Source organism: Dechloromonas hortensis, assembly GCF_009469765.1.
GTDB classification, from domain to species: domain Bacteria; phylum Pseudomonadota; class Gammaproteobacteria; order Burkholderiales; family Rhodocyclaceae; genus Azonexus; species Azonexus hortensis.
This window is the reverse complement of sequence record NZ_SSSQ01000004.1, coordinates 151934-176544: the sequence shown is the minus strand read 5'-3', so window position 1 is coordinate 176544 and position 24611 is coordinate 151934. Positions and strand designations below refer to the sequence as shown.

The following is a 24611-nucleotide window of genomic DNA, read 5'->3' as shown; positions in this document are numbered from 1 at the left end:
AACACGCGAAAATACTCTATCCGGGGGCTTCTGGTCAAATTGCAGGGAGGGTAAAATCCTGTTTTTTCAACCCGCTGGAGGCATGGAATGTCCGACGTGGCGACTTTGTCCCGTTTGGCCCCAGCAGTTTCCCAACTGCCGGTGGACTGGTATTTCGACGAAAAGATTTTTGAGCTGGAGAAGAAGCTCATCTTCGATGCCGGTCCGGGCTATGTTGGCCACCAGTTGATGGTGCCCGAGGCCGGGGATTTTCGTTCGCTGGAGTGGAAGGACCATGGCCAGATCCTGCTCAACGGCGGCAACGAGGGCGAGCACGCCGGTATCTGGCAGATGTCCAACGTCTGCCGCCACCGCCAGGCGATCATGCTGCAGGGTTCCGGCAAGGTGCCGGGCAATATCGTTTGCCCGATTCATCGCTGGACGTACGACACCGGCGGTCAACTGATCGGCGCCCCGCATTTCCCGCAGAATCCCTGTCTCAATCTGAACAAGGCCAAGCTGGAAAACTGGAATGGCCTGCTCTTCAAGGGGCCGCGTTCGGCCGGGGCCGACCTGGCCGGCATGAATGTGGCGAGTCAGCTCGATTTCACCGGCTACAAGCTCGATCATGTCGAGATGCACGAGTGCAATTACAACTGGAAGACTTTCATCGAGGTCTATCTGGAGGATTATCACGTCGCCCCGTATCACCCGGGCCTGGGCAATTTCGTTACCTGCGACGACCTGACCTGGCAGTTCGGTGACTGGTATTCGGTGCAGCGGGTTGGCATTACCTCGCTGCAGAAGTCCGGCTCCAAGGCGTATGAGCGCTGGCAGAAGGCAGTGCTCGATGTCTACGGCAGCGCCGGCAAGACGCCGGAGCATGGCGCCATCTGGCTGACCTACTTCCCGAATATCATGGTCGAGTGGTATCCGCACGTGCTGGTCGTGTCGACGCTGATTCCGCAGGCGGTGGACAAGACGCTGAACGTCGTCGAGTTCTACTACCCCGAGGAAATCGTCGATTTCGAGCGTGCTTTCATCGAGGCAGAACGGGCTGCCTACATGGAAACGGCGATCGAGGACGACGACATCGGCGAGCGCATGGATCGTGGCCGTTATGCGCTGATGAAGGAAGGGCGCAACGAAGTCGGGCCTTATCAGAGCCCGATGGAAGACGGCATGCAGCACTTCCACGAGTTCTATCGGCGGATCATGCAGGAACGGATCGCCGCCCGCTGAGCTGAGAATAGCGCTTGATGGGAGCGGTCAAAAATGGGCGTCGGGGTAAAATCCGACGCCTTTTTCTTATTTGAGTATTCAGCAATGCAATCCCTCTGGATGCTGGTTGCCAGCCTGTTGTTCGCCTGCATGGGGGTTTGCGTCAAGTTCGTTGCGGCGACGCATTCCGCCGTCGAGATCACTTTTTATCGCAGCTTCATCTCGCTGATCCTGATGTTCGGGCTGGTCCGCCTGCGCGGCGTGACCCTGGCGACGCCGCACTGGCGCTGGCATGTCAGCCGCGGCGTGGTCGGCTTTTCCGCCCTGTTCGCCTATTTTTACGCGATCACCTTGCTGCCGCTGGCGACGGCGGTGACGCTGAACTACACCTCGGCCATCTTCCTGGCCATTTACCTGGCGCTATCCGGCATGCGCCTGCGTTCCGGCATCCTTGGCGCCCTGGTGGTCGGCCTGCTCGGCGTTGTGCTGCTGCTCCGGCCGACCCTGCATGCCGAGCAACTGGTCGGCGGCCTGATCGGCCTCGGGTCCGGTGTGCTGGCCGGGATGGCCTATTTCAGCGTGCGCGAACTGGGTGAGCGCGGTGAGCCGGAGACGCGCACAGTTTTCTATTTCTCGCTGGTGTCGTCGGTGTGCGGCGGCGTCTGGCTGCTCTTTTCCGAATGGCATGCGGTCGACCTGCGCAGCGGCCTGCTTTTGCTCGGCGTCGCCTGTTTCGCCACGGTGGCCCAACTGGCCATGACGCGCGCCTACACGCGCGGCAAGACGCTGATGTCGGCCGCCCTGGCCTACAGCACGGTAATTTTTTCCAGCCTGTTCGGCGCCCTGTTCTGGGGTGAGGTGATGGATGCCGCAGCCTGGTTCGCCATTGGTCTGATCATCCTTTCCGGCATTGCGGCGACGCATTTTTCCCGCGCCAGCCCGGTGGAACAGGATTAAACGGCGTTAAACTGAAACAAACAACAACGGAGTCAAATCATGATCGTCATCGACCATCAACCCAGCCGTGTCAGCGTGTCCGTCTTCGGTGAGTTCACCTTGGGCGACTACAAGGAATTCGAAGAGGTCGTTAACTTCAAGGTCAAGTTCGAAGGTCCGGTCGATCTCTATTTCGACCTGAGCCAGATGGCCGATCTGACCATTGACGTCGCTTGGGAAGAAATCAAGTTTTCGCGGGCTCATGCCAACGATTTCAAGCGTGTTGCCGTGGTCACCGAGAGCCAGTGGGTAACGTGGAGTGCCTGGTTGTCGCAGACCTTCGTCAATGCCGATGTCGAGGTGTTCACCAATGCCGACGAAGCGAAGGCCTGGCTGGACTCTGAATGAGCTTCACGAGGCTGGTTGACGTCCCGACGCTGCGGGCACATCTCGACGACCCGAACTGGCTGGTGATCGATGTCCGTCACCAGTTGGCCGACACTGCCTACGGCGAGCGGGTTTATGGCGACAGCCATATCCCGGGCGCCGTTTTTCTGCACTGCGACCGCGACCTTTCGGGGCCGATGAACGGGAGCAATGGTCGGCATCCGCTGCCGGACCGGCAAAAACTGGCGGCCCGGCTGGCCGGGATCGGCATCGGGCGGCAAACCCAGGTCGTGGTTTATGACGACGCGCAAGGCATGATCGCCGGCCGTTTGTGGTGGCTGTTGCGCTGGCTGGGGCACGACAAGGTGGCCTTGCTGGATGGCGGTTGGCAGGCCTGGCTGGCCAGCGGGGGGGTGGTGACGGATGTGCTGCCGACCTTGGTGGCGACGACGTTTGCTGCAACCGAGGGCATTGGCCCGGTCGACGCGGCCTATGTGCAGGAACGGCTGGAAACCCCGCATATGCACCTGATCGACGCGCGTAGTCCTGATCGCTATCGGGGTGAGAACGAAACTATCGATCCGGTCGGCGGCCATATTCCCGGGGCGGTGAACCGCTTCTTTCGCGACAATCTGCAAGCCGACGGCCGCTTCAAGCCGGCGGCGGAACTGCGCGCCGAATGGCTGGCCGTGCTCGCCGACTGTGCGCCGGAAGCCGTGGTGCATCAGTGCGGCTCCGGTGTTTCCGCCTGCCACAATATGCTGGCCATGGAGATTGCCGACTTGCCCGGTTCCCGGCTCTACGCCGGGTCGTGGAGCGAGTGGTGTGCCGATCGCGGGCGGCCGGTGGCGCGCGGCGAGTAAGCCGCTGTTGACTGGTTGCTCGTCGACGGTCGCGGGTAAGGAATGAGCATGGAAAGTCCGAAAACGGGAATCGCCATTCTGGCCTTGCTGGCGACGGTGACTGTGCTCGGGGCGGCTCTGGGTTGGCAATTGCGTTCGCCGCAGCGTCTTCCCGAGGCGCCGGCGGCGCCGCCGGATGTCCGGCCGGCGGCGCCGCCGGATGTCCGGCCGGCGTCTGACGGCAGCGAAGCTCCCGGGGCGACGAACGCAATCCAGCCGGCGCGCTAGCTTTTGGCCTGCAGCTGTTGCAGCGCCCAGGCTACATGCTCACGCACCAGAGGGTCGGGATGTTCGGCTCTGCTTTTCAGGGCGTTTGCGGCGTAGACCGCAGGACTGCCGTTGCCCAGGGCGACCGCGATATTCCGCAACCAGCGCGCATGGCCAATGCGGCGGATCGGGTTGCCGGCCAGCCGGTCGTTGAATTCTTTTTCCGTCCAGGCGAAGAGGTCGATCAGCTGCGCCGCATCCAGTCCGTGACGCGGTGAAAATTCGGTGTCGCCGAGTTGGGCGAAGCGGTTCCACGGGCAGCACAGTTGGCAGTCGTCGCAGCCATAGATGCGGTTGCCGATCAGCGGGCGGAACTCTTCCGGGATCGGGCCATCAAGCTCGATGGTCAGGTAGCTGATGCAGCGCCGGGCATCGACCTGGTAGGGGGCGACGATGGCCTGGGTCGGGCAGGCGCTGAGGCAGGCGCTGCAGGTGCCGCAATGTTCTTCGATCGGTGCGTCGGGGGCGAGCGGCAGGTCGGTGTAGATCTCGCCGAGAAAGCGCCACGAACCCTGCTTCGAGAGCAGCAGCGTGTGCTTGCCGCGCCAGCCGAGGCCGGCCTGGCGGGCGAATTCCACTTCCATGACCGGCGCTGAATCGGAAAAGACGCGATAGCCGAACGGCCCGGCCAGCGCTGCAATGGCATCGGCCAGTTTCTGCAGGCGGCTGCGGATCACCTTGTGATAGTCGCGGCCCTGGGCGTAGCGTGAAATGGCCGCTTGCCCGGGCTGGTCGGCGATTTTGGCATGCGGCAGGTAGTCGACCGCAGCGCTGATCACGGTGATCGTGCCCGGGTGCAATTGCGGCGGATGGGCGCGTAATTCGGCATGCCGGGCCATATAATCCATCTCGCCGTGGCAACCCGCCGCCAGCCAGGTGCGCAAATGTTCGACGGCCGGCCCGGGCTCGGCCCGCGCTACGCCAACGGCGGCAAAGCCGAGTTCCTGGCCGGCCTCGCGGATTTTTTCCTTGAGTGCCGCGTAATCCACTGTGGAGTCCTGATCGTGCATAGCCCCGATGTTACCGCCGTTTTCGATTTGCCTGACGAGGCCGCCACCCAGCGCCTGGGCGAAGTGCTGGCCCCTGCGCTGCAGCCGGGGCTGGTGATTTTCCTCGAAGGCGACCTTGGCGCCGGCAAAACAACGCTGGTCCGCGCCCTGATTCGGGCACTCGGCCACCAGGGGCCGGTCAAAAGTCCTACCTATTCATTGGTTGAAGTTTACGTAATTTCGAGCTTATACTTATATCACTTTGATTTTTATCGTTTCGAGTCACCAGAGGAGTTTCTCGATGCGGGCTTTGACGAATACTTTAACGACACTGCAGTCTGTCTGGTCGAATGGCCGGAACGTGCTCAAGGCTGCGTTCCGTCGCCAGACCTGCGGCTGCGCCTTCATCATGCAGGTCTCGGGCGTATCGTCGAAGCCGTGGCAGATACACCGGAAGGGACGCAATGTATAAAGGCACTCGCCTCAGCCTGGGGCGACGGCAACTTCTCCGCTACGCCGGCGCCTCGCTGATTCTTTCGGTGTCGCCGCTGGCCGGCGCCGCCACCAAGCTGCCGTCGGTGCTGGCGGTGCGCATCTGGCCGGCCGCCGATTACACCCGCGTCACCCTCGAGCACGACGCCCCGCTCAAATACAGCCATTTCATCGTCGAGAATCCCGACCGCTTGGTGGTCGATATCGAAGGCGTCGAATTCAACAGCGTTCTCGATAGTCTGGCGCGCAAGGTGGCGACCGATGATCCCTACATCAAGCTGCTGCGAGCCGGTCGCTTCAAGCCGGGGGTCGTTCGCCTAGTCATGGAGCTGAAGACCAAGGCGACGCCGCAAATCTTCGAACTGAAGCCGGTCGGCGAATATGGTCACCGGCTGGTTCTCGATGTGTATCCGGTCAATCCGCCGGATCCAATGATGGCCTTGCTGGAAGGGCGCAAGGATGCCGTCGAGCCGCTGAAGATGGAGCAGGATTTCCAGATCGCCGAGAAAAAGCCGGAAGAAGCGGCGCCCAGGAAACCGCTTGAGGCGCCGGAGGTGCAGACTAGCAAGAAATCTGGCAAACCGATTGTCGACCGTCTGGTCACCATCACCCTCGACCCCGGTCATGGCGGTGAAGACCCGGGGGCGATCGGCAAGGGCGGTTCCTATGAAAAAAATGTGACGCTCGAAGTGGCCAAGCGCCTGAAGGCGCGGATCGATGCCGAGCCGAACATGCGGGCGGTGCTGACGCGCGATTCCGACTTTTTCGTGCCGTTGCAGATGCGGGTGCAAAAGGCGCGCCGCGTGCAGTCCGATCTCTTCCTGTCGATCCATGCCGATGCCTGGATCAAGCCCGACGCCCGTGGTTCATCCGTTTTCGTCCTCTCCGAAAAAGGGGCGTCGAGTACGCAGGCCCGCCTGCTCGCCCAGCGCGAGAACGAGGCGGATCTGGTCGGTGGCGTCAATCTGGGTGCCAAGGATCTGTTCCTGGCGCGCACCCTGCTCGATTTGTCGCAGACGGCGACGATCAACGACAGCCTGAAGCTCGGCAAATACCTGCTTGGTGAGTTGGGGGCGGTCAATACCCTGCACAAGAACAACGTCGAACAGGCCAGCTTTGCCGTACTGAAGGCGCCGGATATTCCCTCGGCGCTGATCGAAACCGCTTTCATCTCCAATCCGGAGGAGGAGCGTCGGCTCAATGACGATGCCTACCAGGAAAAGCTGGCCGAGGCCATCGTGCGCGGCATTCGGCAGTATTTCATCCGGCATCCGCCAGGCCCGAAGGCGCGTTTGGCAGCGCTCGGCTAAGCAACCCTAAAAGCGTTCAATTACGCCTTTGGCGATTTCGTCGGTGCGCTCGATTCCGGCAGTAAACCGGCGGCGCCCGCCTTCTTGATCTTTGCTGGTTGGCGGCGGGTGTAGGCCGTTATAATTCAACGTTTTCCTCGCCAGATAGCCCATGCGCGTCTTCCGCGGTCATTCGCGTCCCGTTCCTGCTCCGGTTGTTCTTGCCATTGGCAATTTCGATGGCGTTCACCTTGGCCATGCCGCGCTCGTCAAACAGCTGGCCGAGGCTGCTGCCCGCCTGCAGTTGGCGCCGACGGTGCTGACTTTCGAGCCGCATCCGCGCGAGTTTTTTGCGCCGGAATCGGCGCCGGCGCGCCTGTCGACCCTGCGCGAGAAGCTGGAACTGCTTACCGACTGCGGCGTCAGCCAGGTCATGATCAGTCCGTTCAATGCGGCATTTGCCGCGTTGACGGCCGATGAGTTTATCGAGCAGGTGCTGGTGCGCGGTTTGCGCGTCCGGCATTTGATCATTGGCGACGACTTCCGTTTCGGCCGTGGCCGGACTGGCGATTTTGCGCTGTTGCAGGCAGCCGGGCAGCGTCTCGGCTTTACCGTCGAAGCGATGGGCAGCGTGATGCTCGATGGCGAACGCGTCTCGAGTTCCGGCGTGCGCCGGGCGGTGGCGGCGGGCGACATGGCCCATGCGGCGCGTCTGCTCGGCCGTCCTTACATCATGGATGGCCAGGTTACGCATGGCGACAAGATCGGTCGCCAGCTTGGCTTCGCGACGGCCAATCTGCGCATCAAGCACAACCCCTTGCCGATGAGCGGCGTCTTTGCCGTTGAAGTCGGCGGCTTGGGCGACAGTCCACTACCCGGCGTCGCCAATCTTGGTATTCGCCCGACGGTGGGCGGCACGCGCCCGCTGCTGGAAGTGCATCTCTTCGATTTCGACCGCGATATTTACGGGGCGCACATCTCGGTGCGCTTCGTGCATAAATTGCGTGCCGAACAACGCTTTCCCAATTTCGATGCCCTCAAGGCGCAGATCGCGGCAGATGCCGTGGCAGCCCGGGCATTCTTCAAGCTGTGAGCACGCAAAATGGCTGATTACAAAGATACCCTGAACCTGACCGATACCGCTTTCCCGATGCGCGGCGATTTGCCGAAGCGCGAGCCGCAATGGGTCGCCCAATGGCAGGAGAAAAAACTCTACCAGCGTATCCGTGAAGCCTGCGCCGGCCGGCCGCGCTTCGTGCTGCACGATGGCCCGCCTTATGCCAACGGCGACATTCACATCGGTCACGCGGTCAACAAGATTCTGAAGGACATTATCGTCCGCTCGAAGACGCTGTCCGGTTTCGACGCGCCCTACGTGCCGGGCTGGGACTGCCACGGCCTGCCGATCGAGCACCAAATCGAAAAACTGCATGGCAAGAACATCCCGGCCGACAAGGTTCGCGAACTGTGCCGTACTTATGCCGCCGAGCAGGTCGAGCGCCAGAAGAAGGATTTCATTCGCCTGGGCGTGCTCGGTGACTGGGGCAATCCGTATCTGACAATGAACTACTCGGCCGAGGCCGGTGAAATCCGTGCCCTGGGCAAGATTCTCGAACAGGGTTATCTCTATCAGGGCCTGAAGCCGGTGAACTGGTGTCTCGACTGCGGTTCGGCACTGGCCGAGGCCGAGGTCGAGTACGAAGACAAGCATTCTCCGGCGATCGATGTTGCCTTCGAGGTGCATGCCAATCACGCCGAAAAGCTGGCCACGGCCTTCGGCCTGACCCATTTGCGCGGTCCGGCCTTTGCCGTGATCTGGACGACGACGCCGTGGACCCTGCCGGCCAACGAAGCGGTCAGCGTTCATCCGGAACTGACCTACGACCTGATCGAAACCGAGAAGGGCGCCCTGATCCTGGTTCGCGAACTGGCCGAATCCGCGCTCAAGCGCTACGGCCTGGAAGGCAACACCATTGCCTCCTGCACCGGCGACAAGCTCGACCAGATCCTGCTCAAGCATCCGTTCCAGCAGCGCGACGTGGCCATCATTTGCGGCACCCATGTCACCACCGAGGCGGGTACCGGCCTGGTGCACACGGCACCGGCACATGGCGTGGACGACTACAACATCGGCAAGAAATACGGCCTGCCGGTCAATAACCCGGTCGGCAACGACGGCCGCTTCATCAGCACGACGCCGGCGCTGTCGGTTGGCGACCTGGCCGGCAAGACGGTTTGGGAGGCCAATCCGCTGGTCCTGCAGGAGCTCGAGTCCTGCGGTCGACTGCTCAAAAACGAGAAAATCAAGCACAGCTACCCGCACTGCTGGCGCCACAAGACGCCGATCATCTTCCGTGCCACGACGCAGTGGTTTATCGGCATGGAACACAAGCAGGACGAGAACGCATCGACCCTGCGCTGGATCGCCGAGCGCGCCGTCGACGAGACCCAGTTCTTCCCGGCCTGGGGCCGTGCCCGTCTGGAAGGCATGATGAAGACCCGGCCGGACTGGTGTGTGTCGCGTCAGCGCAACTGGGGCGTGCCGATTCCCTTTTTCCTGCACAAGGAAACTGGGTTGCCGCATCCGCGAACTGCCGAACTGATCGAACTGGTCGCCCAGCGCGTCGAAAAGGCTGGCATCGAAGCCTGGTTCAGCCTGGAGGCAGCCGAATTGCTCGGTGCCGAGGCCGACCAGTACGTCAAGATGAAGGACACGCTGGACGTCTGGTTCGACTCCGGCACGACACACTGGCACGTGCTGCGTGGTTCGCACGCCGCCGAATCGACTTATCCGGCAGATCTCTACCTCGAAGGCTCCGACCAGCATCGCGGCTGGTTCCAGTCCTCGCTGCTCTCCGGTTGCGCCATCGATGGCCGCGCCCCGTACAAGGCGCTGCTGACGCACGGCTTCGTGGTCGACGGCAAGGGCCACAAAATGTCGAAGTCGAAGGGAAACGTCATCGCGCCGCAGCAGGTGTCCGACAAGATGGGCGCCGACATCCTGCGTCTGTGGACGGCGTCGACCGATTACTCCGGTGAACTGTCGATTTCCGACGAAATCCTCAAGCGCGTCGTCGAAGGCTACCGCCGCATCCGCAACACGCTGCGTTTCCTGCTTGCCAATCTCTCCGATTTCGATACCGCCAAGGACATGCTGCCGGTCGAGCAATGGCTGGAAATCGACCGCTACGCGCTGGCCCTGACCCGCGAACTGCAAACGGATTGCCAGGCCGACTATGATCGCTACGAATTCCACCGCGTGGTCCAGGCCCTGCAGACCTTCTGTTCCGAAGACCTGGGCGGTTTCTACCTCGATATCCTCAAGGACCGTCTGTACACGACGGCGCCCAACTCGCGTTCCCGCCGTTCGGCGCAGTCGGCGCTGTGGCACATCCTGCAGGCCTTCACCAAGCTGATGGCGCCGATCCTCTCCTTCACGGCCGAGGAAGTCTGGCAGATCCTGACCGGCGACGCCGAGCAGTCGGTCATGCTGCACACCTGGCACGAGCTGCCGAAGCCGGCAGGCGAGGGCGAACTGCTGGCCAAGTGGGCGCAGGTGCGTACCGTGCGGGCCGATGTCACCAAGGCACTTGAAGCCTTGCGCGAAGCGGGGCAGATCGGCTCATCGCTGCAGGCCGAGGTCGAACTGCATTGTGCCGGTGAGAAATTCGATTTGCTGAACTCCTTGGGCGACGACCTCAAGTTCGTGCTGATCTGCTCCAAGGCTGCTGTCGTCAAGGCTGATGAAGAAAAACTGGTGGCGCAGTCGTCGACGCATGGCAAATGCGAGCGTTGCTGGCACGTGCGCGAGGATGTCGGGGCCAATGCCGAGCATCTGACCCTGTGCGGCCGCTGCGTCAGCAACCTGCACGGCGAAGGTGAGGTCCGCACGCATGCCTAAGGCGGCGCACTGGTATGCGCTGGCCGGATTGATCGTCGGGCTCGACCAACTGAGCAAATGGATCGTCCTAGAGAACATCCGGCTCGGCGAGGTGCTTTACGTCGCACCCTTCTTCAATTGGGTGCTGACCTTCAATCCGGGGGCGGCCTTCAGCTTTCTCGCCGACCAGCCGGGCTGGCAGCGCTGGTTCTTTTCCGTGCTGGCGGTCGGGATTTCCGGCTGGATCGCCGTCATGCTGCGTCAGCATCCTCAGCAGAAATTGCTGTCGCTGGCCCTGGCGCTGGTCATGGGGGGCGCGCTCGGCAACGTCATCGACCGCATCCGCTTCGGCGCGGTGGTCGATTTCATTCAATGGCATGTGGCCGGCTACTTCTGGCCGGCCTTCAATATCGCCGATTCCGCCATCACGGTCGGCGCGGTTTTGCTTGTTTTCGAGCAGTTGACCGCGACCGGGAGGAAGTCCCCTGGCGGGACAGCAGGTAAGAAAACCGAGGAGAAAAACCCATGACGACGGTGCGTTCCGACAGCTACCTGACCCTGCATTACCGCATTACCACGCTCGATGGCGAGGAGTTCCTGTCCACCTTCGACATGAGTCCGGCCACCTTGCAGATGGGCAGCGGCCAACTGGCCGAGAATCTGGAATCCGTGCTGATCGGCTTGCCGGCGCACGAGCGCTTTGTTTTCCAATTGGAGCCGGCGCAGGCCTTTGGCATGCGCAACGAGCGCCTGGTCGAACGCATCGCCCGCAGCGGCCTGCCGGCCGAAATGGAACTCAAGGAGAATTCCGTCGTCGAATTCACCGCCCCTAACGGCGGTACCTTCGCGGGCTTCCTGCGCGAGTTGGACTCGACGCACGCCCTGTTCGACTTCAATCACCCGATGGCCGGAAAAACGATCCGCTTCGAGGTGGAAATTATCGGAATCATGTAAATGCAAGTCATCCTCGCCAACCCTCGCGGCTTCTGTGCCGGCGTCGAACGGGCCATCGCCATCGTCGAGCGCGCCCTGGAGAAATTCGGCGCCCCGATTTATGTCCGCCACGAAGTCGTGCACAACAAGTTCGTCTGCGACGACCTGCGCGCCAAGGGAGCGGTCTTCATCGAGGAGTTGAGCGAGGTACCGGCAGGCAGTACAGTCATCTTCAGTGCCCATGGCGTTTCCAAGGCCGTCCGCGAGGAAGCGGATTCGCGCGGTCTAAAAGTCTTCGATGCGACCTGTCCGCTGGTCACCAAGGTACATGTCGAGGTCGGCAAAATGCGCAACCAATCACGGGAAGTCGTGATGATCGGCCACAAGGGGCACCCGGAGGTTGAGGGGACGATGGGGCAGAGTGGGGATGGGATGTATCTGGTGGAAACGGCCGAGGATGTAAAGCAGCTCAAGGTCAATACGCCGCGTCAGCTATCCTTTGTTACTCAGACAACTTTGTCGGTGGATGACGCATCGGTAGTGATTGCTGCACTCAAGCACCATTTTCCTGACGTTCAGGGGCCAAAAAAAGACGACATCTGCTATGCGACGCAGAATCGCCAGGATGCGGTCAAGGTGCTTGCCGAACAGTGTGATTTGGTCATTGTGGTAGGAAGCCCGAATAGCTCGAATTCCCGGCGACTCAGAGAGGTTGCATTGACCCGCGGTGTGGATGCCTACCTAGTTGACGGGGCGGATGAAATTGATCCAATGTGGCTCGAGGGGAAAACACGGGTCGGAGTTTCAGCTGGGGCATCGGCACCGGAAATACTGGTTGAGCGCGTTGTCGATCACATCACGCAATTAACTCATGCCCAGGTAAAACAATTGGCCGGGGTAGAGGAGGGGGTTTCATTTCCTCTACCGAAAGAACTCGGTATCGGCTGAAATAAAAAAACGGCAGGGGTGTTTCCCTGCCGTTTTTTTTAGTTCCAGCAACGTGCTGTTGTTGGTGTTTTTGTACCAATGTTGCTGATCGAAAATACACCACAGCTATCTCCAGACTGAGCACCGGTCGGCGTGGCGCAAAGTCTGAAAGCGTTTGCAGACGAGTTGGTCGATGCTGTCGCACTACAAGCGCCAGCGGCAGTGGGCGTTGTATCGAAGGCTATCGTATAAAATCCATCAGCCGATGTCGTTGGTGCAATATCTCCCGCGGCTGTTCCTAGAGCTGCCGCGTTGTATGTCATCTTCTCTGTATAGAATTTTTCCATTCGCTGAGCGGCTGACAGCAATGCTGATTTCGCGTCTGTCCGGTGCGAACGCATGACGTATTCCCGATAGCTTGGGTAGGCCACGGCTGCCAATATGCCCACTACGGCAACGACGATCATCAGTTCAATCAGTGTAAAGCCCTTATTTCTCATCAAATTCCCCATTTTCTTAATCTGTCAGGATTTCCCGCCAGCCAAGGCGTCCGGCTTTTGCTTTACCCAGGTCTTTGCTAACGATCGTTTGGCCACTACTGCCAAAGTCGTACTCAACATCATTGCCACCAGGGTTGGTTACGATCACTCCAGGCGGGGTGATCCCTGTCGTACTCTTTCGTGCAGATGCATACGCCGATGTCCCGCCAAAACTCTGCAAACCGGGGATCGAGGTATACACCGACCAGTTCAGGCGTCCGCCATTCATTACGTCCACAAAATACTCCCATGAATAGCCACCTGAGGCACAAATGTCATCTGACGGTACTGTACTTACTACACGCAGAATGCTGCCACCACGTATTTCTGGATTGAAGCTGACGCGTTCCTTGTTGTCAGGTAGGTTGAAATACCAACCACGATGATTGGTCCAATTTACCGAGTTATTCGTCACCGTCCGGTAAGTGGAGGTTTCCGTTGTAGTCGTACCACCAAAAGTGAAACTTGACGTCGAGGTTACAGTTGCGGTGATTACTTCCTGTTCAAGGAGGTTCGAGCGATCCGATGATGCGACTGCATTGTTGTCCAGTTTGTCCCAGATGCCATAGACCGTTTGAACCTGATTGGTCAGGTCATCATTCTTGAACAAATAGCTGCCGGTACCAAAGGTGACTAGAAGGCCGCCATTCGGGTGCACGATCGCATCGGGTGCTGTTGTGATGGGCTGGCGAACGCGGGTCGCTTGCTCATCCCAGGCAACATAGACCGGGGCCGGGTTGGCGGTAGTACCCAATGTAATTTTCCAGTTGTTGCTGTTCTCATCCATCAAGTCAAAGCGCCACAGATTGCCCTTCAAGTCACCAGCATAGACGTAGTCCACCACGCCATCGCCGTCATAATCGATCGGTGCAATTTCCGAGAGTCCATTCGGGCCGCTCGCTGTAGTGTCTCCGCGCTTTACATTGATTTTCTTGACTAGTGCCCCGGTATTCGCATTGAGAATGAACAAGGCGGCATCACCCGTTGTGCTGGCATATCCGTCGGCTTCGGTATTGTTGTAGCCGTTATTCATCAGTACATACCAACTCCATTTTTCACACGAATTGTCGGAGAGGCGGTCTGTGCAAAGGCGAACAATGTAAGGCCGCCCGACGGTGTAACCCATGTCCACATCATTCTTGTCGGAAAACTCCCACTTCACTAGGGTCGATGCGTTGGTCTCAGAAAAAGTGGCAGGGTCTGTCACATTGAGTGCATATATGCCCTGGCCGCCAGCGCCTAGAGAGCCGACCAGCAGTGAACGCCAGTTTCCGGCCGGGCAAAGGCCGACGTCTTCAGTAGTACATATGTCGCCAATTGTCGGTGTGCCATCAACGTAATATCGGTGCGCATTACTACTGCTCTGTTTGCCATAGTCGACTTCTGTAAGCTGGTTTAGCATCCAGCGACTGTTCCGCTGGCGATACATTTCACCGGGTACGTACGCGAGAAGTTCTTCGCCGGTGCTTGCCGAGAAGCCGTGCAGCATTCCGTCGTTGGCGCCGACATAGAGCATCGCTGTTCGGTCCCCTTTACCAGTGCTATTGCTGCTTGCGTTGTAGTCGCTCGCAAAGCTTGCGTAGCTGGCATCACCGTGTCCAGCATTTGGTCGGGCGACATACTGTGACTGAGAATTGATGATGTCACCGAGGCGGTTGGGTTGGGATGTTGGTGTGCACATTACTGTTCCTACGACATCGACACCGCCGCTGGCATTTGGCACTTCACAATTGGCAGTGCCTCCTCCCGCAGGGCATGTATATGTTCCAGAGCACGTACCTGTAATGGTGGTGAGTGTGATTCTTGGGCGTGTGCGCATCCCAGAAATATCCTCACCACGGAGGAAGGAAACGCGATCAGAGCCGAGGGTGTCGGTCGTTCCAGATGAGGTTTTGTTCAAAGATGTGCGCAGCGTTGTAGTGCCGCTGGCCGTCATGTTTGCCCAACGAAATGGAATACCTTTGGCTCCTGTTTGATCCTGATCGTATGTAAGAATTGTGCGAGAGGTAGGGGTCTTGTTGGCCAGTTGTATCTGAGCCTGCCATGCCGGATTGTTAATGCTGGTTGCTGTGACGGGATAGGCCAGTAGTTCCCCGCTCCAGCCATCGCTATTGAAGCGCCCAAGGAAGATTTGGGTGTCACTTTGCAGCGTAAACGAATTGGCTGTTGCTGCTGCTGCGGTGCCTGCCGTGTCCTGAATTTTTGATAAGGCGCTATTTAGTTGGGCAAGCAGCTTGAGCGGATTGACAACGAGGAAATAGGTGTCTGGAACACCGTCACCATCAGCATCCCATTCGTTGGTCTGGGGGGTGTTATCGCCATTGATATCGCTAAAGCCGCCATATTTGGCTGCATACCACAGCGGATCCTGTAAGGTGGTTGCTGAGCTGGAGGTGGTGTTGGGTGTAAAAGTCCGACTTGCATAGTTGCTGGCGTTTGGTACATCAGTGTCGGCGCTGGACAGGAGTGGCAGGTGGTAGGTGGATACTGCACCAGAGTCAGAGCTGTTGGGGCGATCGAGAAAGTACTCAGGGTCACTCGAATAGCTTGTATCACTATCTCTAACAACTAGATAAATGCCATCTGCAGAGGTGCCTGAAATGACATACCCCATGTGCTGCATGATGCCACCTGCTGCGTAAACCGATTCGACCTTCACCGTAACGGTGTTGTCAGCATTCAGCAGTACCTCATAAACAGCAATAGCATCCATATCATGGTCTGCACCCTGCTCCACGTCTTCAAAGTTGATGCGGAACTTGTAATAAGCGCGGCCACCATTGACTGTGCTGTCAGCATTTCCTGTTGTGGTGTTCTTTATGGTATCTACGTAGAAGTCAACGATTTGATTCGTTGGCTGGAAGCCACCTTGAATGGCGCTGATGCTTGATCCACCTACAGATTTGGCAAATGGAACAATTGTTACCGAGCTCGTTGTAGTTATCGGAATCTGGATAGTTGGCAGCGGGGAAGAAAGTGCAATGGCGTAGGTGCCGAGTTTTTGGCTGCCAGAGACTGCATTAATGTCGTTAGTAACACCGAAATTAGCAACGCTGGCTGAGTAATAGCTTCCTTGACGGGTTGGGTCGCTGGGCGAGAGTCCTCGTATGTTGCCAAAACTCGAGACACTCTTAGGCGTAGGAGCGCCATCGTACGTGCTTCCTACCTGGCCGATAAATACGTTTTTTGTGACAGTGGAGGCTGTTGCTCCGCCAAACTCAAGGTTCCAGAGAGTTTGTCCTCGTGCCGAAACGTCAAGCGATGCCGCGTTGATGGTGGCGGCGGCCATCGTTCCAAAATTACTATTGGTGCCAGGAACGCTGTCTGAATCAAATGAGGGATAAACGTCACTGATTAGCATCATGAATGGCTTTGAACAACTGGGGAATGGACCTGAGTTTGGGATGGGGATGGTGGGGGTCGCGGTGTACGGGTCGGTCCAGGTCGTTATCTTTGGGAGCCCTGTGGTGCCACCTGGCAACGTTACTCCGTCATCGCGGGTGCTGCTGGTTGTAAATCCGGATGTGGCGGATGTGGCTCCAGAGAAGTAACGGACAACTTCATACATCATCTCGGCTAATGGGTTGCCCCACATTTCGCATTCACCATCATTCATCTGGCGGGTGGTGATCCAGCCACAATCGTATTGCTCACTGCTGTAACTATAGCTGGTGATATGTAGGCGATTGATCGACCCAATGACACCTCGAACGCAGGTTGTGTTTCCTGCGGTACCGCAGGTGCTACCTGACTCTTTCAGTATGCCGGTGGTTGTTTCTATTTCGTTGGTGATTGAAGAGATGGCTTTTCGTAAGACACCTCCATTTGTGTTCTGATCATAGGAGCCGGTCAGCAGCCCGAAAAACATACCGTTGTTTTCACCATAGCTATGCAAGACACCGGTTGGCTTGTAAGTGGTCGTTGTTCCATCCGTGTAGGCTTTACAATTACTTTCCCGACCAAATAGCTGGCTTGCGCTGAGCCCACTAATTGTCTTGCAAACTTCAACTCTTACCGCAAAGTCGGTCATCTGTGATGACGAGGTTGAAACGTCATAAAAAGTTTGGGTCAAGTTGCTTAGCTTTGCACTTGGCACAATTTCCCAATTATTGGCACTGTCCGGGCCTTTCCAGTAAAGCATCCAGGCTTCACCGCCTGCTTGTTCCTGATGACGGAACTCGATGCTATGACTGCCTGCGGAAAGTACCAAGCTTGCTTTATGAGCGTCCCGACAGGTTGTGGTATTTCCGCAAGATCCATGACCGCCGTACCATCCAACTACCAATGCACCATCAACCCATAACTCAACGGCATCATCGCCGTCTACTGAAAGTTCGTAGGTCCCCGCAGTTGTAACGGTAAGAGTTCCGCGAAAGACATCCAAATAGTAATCATCCGTGCTGGTGAATGGATTGATACTTGTTCCCGTGGCGTTGATTGTCGTTACCGCTTGCACCCCGGTCTGGTGACCGCTCGTTGCATATGTGTTGATGAGTGTTTGGAATTCTGCGGCCGAAGTTGGGCTGGTCTGATAGGTTGTTCCACCACTAGCGCAATTGCTGCGGTTGTTGTTGCCTGTTGCACACTGAGTGCCGGCAACGGGGCGTTCAATCGACACCCACTCCCAAATTCGATAGCTACTGTTGCTTAGCACTCGCATGAGTGGCGCCTGGCCATAACCTGTCAGGGTGACGTTAGCAAAAAGATGGCGTTTGCCACTCTCTGGCAAAATCAGAGGGGTGTATTCGCGTATGTCATAACCGTCATCTGCGATACTTTTGTATTCCTTGCCCCAAGCATGTGCATCCTGAGGGATGAAGCTCCGTTCAAGGATGGTTTGGGCTGTACTGTCGGTGCTGCGGTAGCCGCCAAATAGAACCTTGCGAAGTGCGTCTATACGCGAAGTTGTTACATAATTGAGGAAGTCACCGCTCCACCAGCTATCCCTTCCGGAGCCAGTGCATTTTTTGTTGTAGGCGGTTCCCGTTTGATCGCTCATCGCCTCCGGAGTGAAAACACCATTGGCGTATGAATAGCATTTGTAGGAATCAAAGTAGCCATAATATTCAATGGTCGCCGGTTTGTAGCCGACATCCAGATTGCCATCGCCATTTAAGTCGGAGTAGTCGTTATAAGCTTCGTAGTACAGCTTGTGGTCTCTGGCCATGGTCAGCATGATCAACGGCGGCTGACTTGCTGAGATGAAAATAGGGGCATTGGCTAGCGTTGCTCCTTCGGCGCCCGCAATGTGGAGCAGGCTGCCTAAAGCGACTAGGCAGCTAAACAGCTTGCTTTGGATTGATTGGTGTGGGGGGCGTGAGTTTTTCATGGCGCGATCCTAAGGGAGTGCGATGGCATTACTTGTTGGGGCGAATTACCGCTTGCAGCATGACGCGGGTACTGGTGTTCAGGCCAAAGCCAACGGCTGTGACCCGATAAAGTGTGGTGCTTGTGTTACCACCTGGTGTTGTCTTCGATGAATTGGGGCCAGTGGTGACGGAAAGCGCTTCAACGATATATCGTGGTTGGGCGCTAAAGCCGGGAAGGGCGCTGGCGCTTGTCTGGCTACCGTAGGCAACACTCTTCGAACTGCCACTACCAGTTTTCCAGCCGGAGTCGGAGAGTTGAATCCATACCGGGGAGCAGTCGCTGCTGGAAGGGCAGGTGTTTGGCAGGCAGAGACCGGTGCTGCTACAGCCCGTAGTGAATCCGGTTCTTCCCGAGATCCGGGTGCCCGCGAGTATGTCGCGTTCAGCATCGCGCAAACCTGCTTCGGCTGCCTGGAATGCATTGTTCCAGTCTCGACTATTGCCGACCATACGTTCCTCCATGATGGTGGTGCGCATCATGGACAGGATAACGATAGTCAAAATGACAAGCAGCATCACGGCAGTGAGTAGAACGAAGCCTTGTTGGCGAGTTCTCGCGGCGAGAGTGGGGGGCATTGGGGTTTTCATGGCCGTTGGTTACATCACACGATTACGGGCAACCACAGTTTCGGTGAAAACTCGACGCAACACACGATCAGTCGGTGTAACCAAACTCTCAGTGATGTAGTTCGAATTAGCCATGTAGTTGTAGGGCTGGCTGCCGGTTGCAAGATTGTTCTTTGCGGACCTTACAAGTAGCGAAATCTTTACCGAGACAACTTGTTCCCAGTTTGTAACGCTGTTCGCGGTTGAATAGCTATTGACGACTCCGTCGTTGTCAGTGTCAAGGCCATAGGCGATCTGCATGTCATCGACACCTGTTAGCAGCTCGCGAGCGGTTGATGCTCCGCTTGCCGATCCTTCGAGCTCCAATGCGTAGAGCGAGCGCGATCCATCTCCGAGTGATGAATTACCGATGAAATAGGCACTCGAAGATAGACGCAACATGATAGAGCCAGGTTTGTATGTATATGAACTTGAACTGGGGCAACTTGCACCAAGAAATTTGGTGCAGTTGCCTGGTGTTCCGGTTCCTGTGTTGTGAACGACATTTGTCGCATTGTTGTTGTTGTTGGTAGGCCCCGTCATCTGGAAGATTGATGCTTTTGAGCAATCTGTGATCAGGAGGATTTCTCCTGGTTTTATTGAATGGGTATTGGTGTTTATTTGAGCGGATGGCGGATTATGTGAATTAATCACCATATCTCCACTACTGGCGCCAATCAGTATGATGGCATCTGAGCTGGTGAGTGCACCTGCTGCAGTCAGTGAGCTTGGAAACGAGCTGACTCCGCCTTCATATCCACGAATTGGTGTTGAAAAGTCCAAGAAAGGATTGGTGCTGGCGTTGTTGACGACATTGGCTGTATCTACTGTTCGCCCGCAACCGTTATAACCAGCCATTCGTACATCCCTGGCAATTACCTCTAGGGCGAAGCGTCCCGTTTCCTGCATTCGGGCAATTTCGTTCGAGTAGTCAAAGCCATTCTTGGTGTTGACGTAGAGTGCCGAAACCGCACCGACCAGAAAAAGTCCTATCGCCAGCGCAACCATCAGCTCGATAAGTGTCAGGCCTCGCTGGGTGCTAGAGAAATATTGATATCGCTTGCTCATGGCTCAAAGGTGATCCAGAAAGTTTTATTGGTGGCGCCTGTACGACTTTCATCCCAAGAGACGAAAATGGCATACCAGTTTTCAGTTGCTTCCTTACACACCGCCCCTGCGCCATTAGGCAGTTGTTGCTTGTTGGCTAGTTGCCAGCAATTGTTGTCGTAGGTTGCGCCTGATCCTGAACAGGTTGGGGTGCTGGATCCTGCGCTAACTATGGGGGCTCCGCTGCCACCATTCCGAATGGCACTTAATAGTGTGGCGCATGAAGATGATGAGCCGCTGGGGAGTAGGTTGTCGTAGTTACCTGCCTTGACGTTCGTTAAATTGGCACGCATTCGATCTGCCATGTCATAAGTCTGCTTAACGGCCATTGTCCGATTTTGTGAATCGGAGCCTGCTTGTAAACCTCTTAATACCAAGCTGGCCAAGCCTAGGAGGCCGAACGCGATAACGACAATGGTTACCATGACCTCGATCATGGAGAACCCGCGAGAGGATTGAATTTGAGTGCTCATGGGCAACTTGCGCTTGAGTTGGTTAGGGCTGCTCTACCAGTTGCGGTAATGACAACGGTTCGGCCAAAATTGCCGCTTCTGTCATCACAGATCGTGAATGTTCCCGTTGTGCTGGAATTGAGCGCGCCGGAAGGGCGATACTGGATGTAATTATTTGTGGCTGCGCCCGCTGAGTTTGTGAATCCTGATGCATTGATCGTTACACTGCTGTTTGCATCGCTGGCTGTTACGCGCAGAATTGTTTCGCCGGAGTCGACGGTACCGGTGGTGCCGGAGGTGCTTTCGTCGACAAAGACGATTCTGCCACCTTGCCAAGCTGATCCGGTGGTGCATGAGGTTCCGCTGGAGCTTATGCAAAGTGTTACGCGCTTCCCTTGCCGTGCTGATTCTGAGCGTACTAGTGCTAGATCTGTGAGCAGGTCGTTTGTCGCAGTTGCTAGGCGATTGTTCTGCATCATGGTTCTGAAGCTGGGGCCGGCAAGCGCTGCAAGTATCCCAACAATCGCAACGACAATCAGTAACTCGATTAAGGTAAATCCCGATTGCTGTCGATCGCTCATGGTTCTTCCTCTGTTCTCTCTATATTAATAATGCCAGATGGGCTTCCCAAGTTTGTTTTGATTAAAGGGCTTGGTAGGCCGATGAACGGTGGTTGCGCTAAGTATTGCTTCCCAGTCGATCACTTAGAATGATCACATGTTCAATAGACTTCTGCTGGTTATATGTTTTGCGCTCTCCGTGGTTGCGCACTCTGTCATGTTTTTATTGCTCGGATTTCATATTGCCAGGGATGTGAGCGTGTTGCCGAACCAATCATCCGGGTATTTGAAAGCCAATCTCGTGCAAAAGGCAGATGCTCCGCCAGGTTTTGTCGGCAAGGTCGATGTTTTGTCAGGGGTAGTAGATTTAGAGTCTGCCGAACTTGTGGGGGGCAGTAAGGCTTCCTCAGTGAGGCCGGGCGTTATTGGGAACGTGGAAAAAGTTCCGGTGCTTGCATTGTCCGTTGATGATTATCTGCCCCCAAGTCGTTTGGATCGTCTTCCCAGGCCCTTGCAGGAGGTGGATACCGGTATCGGGTTTGATGGGGTTGTTGGGGTGGTTGGCGAGGCTGAGATCATCTTGTTGATTTCATCGTCAGGGGGGGTTGATGATGTATTGGTGCTTGAGTCTTCCTTGCCGGCATTTGTTGTTGATGAGGTGGTTATGCGCTTCAGGAAAGTGCTTTTTGAGCCGGGGAAGGTTGGTAACTGGAGTGTCAGGAGCCGTTTACGTATTCGTCTGACGCCCCCGGAGAATGATGAGCTGATGCGAAACCCATATTCAGCGAGGCAGCGAGCTTGGAAATGATGCCTATCGCCATGCTTGGCGCAAGTTGAGTGTTGTGGCATCTATGCTTGCGTTTGAGTCGGTGTCTTGCTAGAATCTTCGGTTTATAGCATTTGATCTGAGATTAATTTATGGCCAATAGCGCACAAGCCCGCAAGCGCGCTCGTCAAGCTGACAAGCAACGCTCCCACAACGCCAGCCTGCGTTCGACCCTGCGTACCGCGATCAAGCGTGTGCGCCAGGCAATCGATGCCGGCGACAAGGCAGCCGCTCAAGGTGTTTTCCAGCAATCCGTTGCTGTTCTTGACCGTATTGCTGACAAGAAGATTGTTCACAAGAACAAGGCTTCCCGCACCAAGAGCCGTCTGTCTGCTCAGATCAAGGCGCTTGCTGCTGCCTGAGCTGGACCGATGCTCCAATAAAAATGGCGCCTTTAGGCGCCTTTTTTTATTTCTGGTGTTTGCTGTTGCTTATTTCTTTTCTTCCAGGGAGCAGACGCCATCAATGATCTGCAGGTCGTTGTCTTGGGCGAAGTTAAGCATGAAGCGGTAGGCCATCGGCTCGATTTCGCCGAGGCGGCCATCTACAAACACGGCTTTTTCGCCGTTGTAGTCGCCGGGGCCAACATAAGGGGAGTACTTCATTTTCCGTTCGGCGCCAAATGCCGACATGACGCCGCAGAGGCGTTCGGCCCAGTCGCTGGGGCGAAATTTGCGTCCTTGTTTGGTGAGGCCAACAATGATGAAGGTGGTCGATTCTGATGTTGTCATTGTTCTACTCTGCGTTAGCTGGCGTTGCGACCTTTGGTGGTGGGCATTCTAGCAGAAGCGCCTTGGCTTGCCATAATTATGGGGTGTGCGGCCAGTGCGGCAGGCGGCTGATTGCTGCGGTCGACTGGCCCGGCAGGCAGAGAATCACAGGTCGCCGCGTTCGCTGAGTTCGTTAAGCAGGTTCTTGTGGTCGTGGGCGCCTGGGCTGCCTGGGTTATGCTGGAAAACATCCCGGTTCAGTGACGGGCTTTCCGCAACGGCGACGTTTTCGGAGATGACTGTGTCCAGAACGTCGTTGCCGTAGCGCTCGCGTAGCTTGTTGCGGACATCGTCGCTCATGCGGCGGCGGCGATCAAAACGCGTCAGCAGGTAGCGGCGTTCTATCTTGCGTTTGAGTACCGGTTCGAGGACTTGCAGGGTGCGCGTAATGTGGTCGGCGGCTTGTAGCGACAGGTAGTCTGTTGAGACGGGAATGATTATTCTGTCGCAGGCAAAGATTGCGTTGAGGGCGAGGACGCCGATGTAGGGGCAGCAGTCGATCAGGACCGGTCGGCTGGCTTGCTCAGCTTGTTGCGCTTCCAGGCCAAGGCGCAGTTTGTTAAGGATGGCCGGGCCTTTGCCGAAGATGGAGTCGACCTTGATCAGTTGCTGATGGGCGGGTAGAAGATGGCCGATATCATCCCAGGCGACTTCAAGGGCGCTTAGTGGACTGAGGTCCTGGTAAAAGGCGAAGAGACTTTTGTTGGCTTCGGAAGGTGCGTTGCCATGAATGCTTGAAAGATGCCCCTGTGGGTCGAGATCCAGGAGTAAGGGCGGCCTTCCGGCGCGCTTGAGGGCGGCGCCAAGGTTGAGAGCGGTTGTCGTTTTTCCGACACCGCCTTTCTGGTTGAAAATGGCAATGCGCATGGTTTTCGCGTTCTATACAAGGCTCTATTTTTCACTTAACATTCTATTTTCTGCAACTCTTTCGGGTTTTTGCGGCCTTCTGGAGTGGCGGTCGTTCCGGCGGCAATAGCCGCCGTTTTCGTTTTTTGGGGTTGTCTCATGTCGCATGTCATGAATACCTATGCCCGGTTGCCGGTGACTTTCAGTCACGGTCAGGGTAGCCGGATTACCGATACCGAGGGCAAGGAATACCTGGATGCATTGTCCGGTATTGCCGTTTCCACGCTCGGCCATGCCCATCCCAAGCTGGTGGCGGCGATTGCTGCCCAAGCCGGGCGCATGTTGCACACCTCCAATCTATACCGCATTGGCGAGCAGGAATTGCTGGCCGACAAGCTGGCCGAAATTTCGGGCATGCAGGAGATTTTCTTCTCCAATAGCGGGGCCGAGGCCAACGAAGCAGCGATCAAGCTGGCCCGTTTTTACGGTCACAAGAAAGGCATTGAAACGCCGACCATCATTGTCATGGAAAAGGCTTTTCACGGTCGGACCATGGCGACCCTCTCGGCCACCGGCAATCGCAAGGCACAGGCTGGCTTCGAGCCGCTGGTCTCTGGTTTTGTCCGCGTTCCCTATGACGACCTGGCGGCGATCAAGTCGGTCGCCGAGCACAACAAGAACATCGTTGCCGTCATGCTGGAGATGATTCAGGGCGAGGGCGGCATCCATCTGGCGTCGATCGAGTATCAGAAGGGCCTGCGTCAATTCTGTGATGAGCAGGGCTGGTTGCTGATCTGTGACGAAGTTCAATGCGGCATGGGGCGGACCGGCAAATGGTTCGGCTTCGAACATGCCGGCGTTCAGCCAGATATCGTCACTCTGGCCAAGGGGCTGGGTTCCGGTGTGCCGATTGGCGCCTGCCTGGCGCGCGGCCCGGCTGCTGGGCTGTTCGGCCCGGGCAACCACGGCTCGACCTTCGGCGGTAATCCGCTGGTTGCCACGGCTGCTTTGACTACTATTGAAACGATCGAACAAGATGGCCTGATGGCCAATGCGGAACGTATCGGTGCCCTGATTCGCCAGCTATTTGCGGAGTCGTTGGCTGGTGTGCGCGGGGTGCTCGACATTCGTGGTCATGGCCTGATGATCGGTCTGGAACTGGATCGTCCCTGTGGCGATCTGGTTGGTCAGGCTTTGGCGGCTGGCCTGTTGATCAACGTGACGGCTGACAAGGTAGTTCGTTTCCTGCCGCCGCTGATTTTCACTGAAAATGAGGCCAAGGAACTGGTCGACCGCGTCACTCCCCTTATCAAGGACTTTTTGGCGGCCTAAAT

At 57.0% G+C, this 24611-nt stretch carries 25 protein-coding genes; 15 read left to right on the top strand and 10 right to left on the bottom strand.

Going from position 1 to position 24611, the window contains the following annotated elements; all coding sequences use genetic code 11:
- Positions 1–87: 87 nt before the first annotated feature.
- From GH663_RS09005 to GH663_RS08985, 5 genes are all read left to right on the top strand, one after another.
- Complete coding sequence (locus GH663_RS09005) at positions 88–1221, top strand: aromatic ring-hydroxylating oxygenase subunit alpha (protein ID WP_153131315.1); 1134 nt, start codon at positions 88–90, stop codon at positions 1219–1221.
- A gap of 84 nt (positions 1222–1305) precedes the next feature.
- A complete protein-coding gene (locus GH663_RS09000) occupies positions 1306–2157 on the top strand; it encodes a DMT family transporter (RefSeq protein ID WP_153131314.1) in 852 nt (283 codons plus the stop codon).
- Between the two features lie 39 nt (positions 2158–2196).
- On the top strand, positions 2197–2544 hold the full coding sequence (locus tag GH663_RS08995) for a SpoIIAA family protein (RefSeq protein WP_066880727.1): 348 nt from the start codon (positions 2197–2199) through the stop codon (positions 2542–2544).
- On the top strand, positions 2541–3386 hold the full coding sequence (locus tag GH663_RS08990; protein ID WP_153131313.1) for a sulfurtransferase: 846 nt from the start codon (positions 2541–2543) through the stop codon (positions 3384–3386). The genes GH663_RS08995 and GH663_RS08990 overlap by 4 nt, the downstream gene beginning before the upstream one ends.
- 48 nt (positions 3387–3434) lie before the next feature.
- Complete coding sequence (locus tag GH663_RS08985) at positions 3435–3653, top strand: hypothetical protein (protein WP_153131312.1); 219 nt, start codon at positions 3435–3437, stop codon at positions 3651–3653.
- Here the strand turns inward: GH663_RS08985 and queG are convergent.
- Positions 3650–4702 (bottom strand): tRNA epoxyqueuosine(34) reductase QueG, encoded by a 1053-nt coding sequence (queG, locus tag GH663_RS08980; protein WP_153131311.1) that lies wholly within the window; start codon positions 4700–4702, stop codon positions 3650–3652. The two genes, GH663_RS08985 and queG, sit on opposite strands and share 4 nt — an antisense overlap.
- Between queG and tsaE the strand changes: the two genes are divergently transcribed.
- Both tsaE and GH663_RS08970 read left to right on the top strand, forming a co-directional pair.
- Positions 4697–5212 (top strand): tRNA (adenosine(37)-N6)-threonylcarbamoyltransferase complex ATPase subunit type 1 TsaE, encoded by a 516-nt coding sequence (gene tsaE / locus GH663_RS08975; RefSeq protein ID WP_153131310.1) that lies wholly within the window; start codon positions 4697–4699, stop codon positions 5210–5212. The genes queG and tsaE overlap by 6 nt on opposite strands.
- The gene (locus GH663_RS08970) at positions 5146–6483 is read left to right on the top strand and encodes an N-acetylmuramoyl-L-alanine amidase (protein WP_153131309.1); all 1338 of its coding nucleotides are present in this window, start codon (positions 5146–5148) and stop codon (positions 6481–6483) included. The genes tsaE and GH663_RS08970 overlap by 67 nt, the downstream gene beginning before the upstream one ends.
- A gap of 6 nt (positions 6484–6489) precedes the next feature.
- On the opposite strand, the gene GH663_RS08965 is transcribed toward GH663_RS08970, so the two are convergent.
- A complete protein-coding gene (locus GH663_RS08965; protein ID WP_153131308.1) occupies positions 6490–6636 on the bottom strand; it encodes a hypothetical protein in 147 nt (48 codons plus the stop codon).
- On the opposite strand from GH663_RS08965, the gene GH663_RS08960 reads away from it, so the two are divergent.
- The 5 genes from GH663_RS08960 to ispH are packed head-to-tail and all read left to right on the top strand — an operon-like array spanning position 6635 to position 12223.
- On the top strand, positions 6635–7555 hold the full coding sequence (locus GH663_RS08960) for a bifunctional riboflavin kinase/FAD synthetase (RefSeq protein WP_153131307.1): 921 nt from the start codon (positions 6635–6637) through the stop codon (positions 7553–7555). The two genes, GH663_RS08965 and GH663_RS08960, sit on opposite strands and share 2 nt — an antisense overlap.
- A 9-nt stretch (positions 7556–7564) precedes the next feature.
- Positions 7565–10363: an isoleucine--tRNA ligase gene (gene ileS, locus GH663_RS08955; protein ID WP_153131306.1), complete on the top strand. Its 2799-nt coding sequence runs from the start codon at positions 7565–7567 to the stop codon at positions 10361–10363.
- The gene (gene lspA / locus GH663_RS08950) at positions 10356–10871 is read left to right on the top strand and encodes a signal peptidase II (protein ID WP_153131305.1); all 516 of its coding nucleotides are present in this window, start codon (positions 10356–10358) and stop codon (positions 10869–10871) included. The genes ileS and lspA overlap by 8 nt, the downstream gene beginning before the upstream one ends.
- The gene (locus tag GH663_RS08945; RefSeq protein WP_153131304.1) at positions 10868–11296 is read left to right on the top strand and encodes an FKBP-type peptidyl-prolyl cis-trans isomerase; all 429 of its coding nucleotides are present in this window, start codon (positions 10868–10870) and stop codon (positions 11294–11296) included. The genes lspA and GH663_RS08945 overlap by 4 nt, the downstream gene beginning before the upstream one ends.
- Complete coding sequence (gene ispH, locus GH663_RS08940; RefSeq protein ID WP_153131303.1) at positions 11297–12223, top strand: 4-hydroxy-3-methylbut-2-enyl diphosphate reductase; 927 nt, start codon at positions 11297–11299, stop codon at positions 12221–12223.
- Between the two features lie 38 nt (positions 12224–12261).
- On the opposite strand, the gene GH663_RS08935 is transcribed toward ispH, so the two are convergent.
- The 6 genes from GH663_RS08935 to GH663_RS21180 are packed head-to-tail and all read right to left on the bottom strand — an operon-like array spanning position 12262 to position 20856.
- Positions 12262–12702, bottom strand: coding sequence for a type IV pilin protein (locus GH663_RS08935; RefSeq protein ID WP_153131302.1), 441 nt, complete (start codon positions 12700–12702; stop codon positions 12262–12264).
- A gap of 16 nt (positions 12703–12718) precedes the next feature.
- The gene (locus tag GH663_RS08930) at positions 12719–18070 is read right to left on the bottom strand and encodes a PilC/PilY family type IV pilus protein (protein ID WP_153131301.1); all 5352 of its coding nucleotides are present in this window, start codon (positions 18068–18070) and stop codon (positions 12719–12721) included.
- A gap of 28 nt (positions 18071–18098) precedes the next feature.
- The gene (locus GH663_RS08925; RefSeq protein WP_170291384.1) at positions 18099–18686 is read right to left on the bottom strand and encodes a pilus assembly PilX family protein; all 588 of its coding nucleotides are present in this window, start codon (positions 18684–18686) and stop codon (positions 18099–18101) included.
- Between the two features lie 21 nt (positions 18687–18707).
- Positions 18708–19784, bottom strand: coding sequence for a PilW family protein (locus tag GH663_RS08920; protein WP_153131464.1), 1077 nt, complete (start codon positions 19782–19784; stop codon positions 18708–18710).
- A complete protein-coding gene (pilV, locus tag GH663_RS08915; RefSeq protein ID WP_153131299.1) occupies positions 19781–20296 on the bottom strand; it encodes a type IV pilus modification protein PilV in 516 nt (171 codons plus the stop codon). The genes GH663_RS08920 and pilV overlap by 4 nt, the downstream gene beginning before the upstream one ends.
- Positions 20293–20856 carry a GspH/FimT family pseudopilin gene (locus GH663_RS21180; RefSeq protein WP_153131298.1) on the bottom strand — a complete coding sequence of 188 codons (564 nt, stop codon included), beginning with the start codon at positions 20854–20856 and terminating at the stop codon, positions 20293–20295. Before GH663_RS21180 ends, pilV begins: the two co-directional genes overlap by 4 nt.
- Positions 20857–20992: 136 nt before the next feature.
- Between GH663_RS21180 and GH663_RS08905 the strand changes: the two genes are divergently transcribed.
- Both GH663_RS08905 and rpsT read left to right on the top strand, forming a co-directional pair.
- Positions 20993–21643 carry a hypothetical protein gene (locus GH663_RS08905; protein WP_153131297.1) on the top strand — a complete coding sequence of 217 codons (651 nt, stop codon included), beginning with the start codon at positions 20993–20995 and terminating at the stop codon, positions 21641–21643.
- 110 nt (positions 21644–21753) lie between these two features.
- Positions 21754–22023, top strand: a complete 270-nt coding sequence (gene rpsT, locus GH663_RS08900; protein ID WP_066880696.1) for a 30S ribosomal protein S20 — start codon at positions 21754–21756, stop codon at positions 22021–22023.
- Between the two features lie 69 nt (positions 22024–22092).
- Here rpsT and GH663_RS08895 read toward each other — a convergent pair whose 3' ends face one another.
- Positions 22093–22392 (bottom strand): DUF3579 domain-containing protein, encoded by a 300-nt coding sequence (locus GH663_RS08895; protein WP_066880694.1) that lies wholly within the window; start codon positions 22390–22392, stop codon positions 22093–22095.
- A gap of 144 nt (positions 22393–22536) precedes the next feature.
- Positions 22537–23298: a ParA family protein gene (locus GH663_RS08890; protein WP_153131296.1), complete on the bottom strand. Its 762-nt coding sequence runs from the start codon at positions 23296–23298 to the stop codon at positions 22537–22539.
- Between the two features lie 138 nt (positions 23299–23436).
- Here GH663_RS08890 and GH663_RS08885 point away from each other — a divergent pair, with 138 nt between their 5' ends.
- The gene (locus tag GH663_RS08885; protein ID WP_153131295.1) at positions 23437–24609 is read left to right on the top strand and encodes an aspartate aminotransferase family protein; all 1173 of its coding nucleotides are present in this window, start codon (positions 23437–23439) and stop codon (positions 24607–24609) included.
- Positions 24610–24611 lie beyond the last annotated feature (2 nt).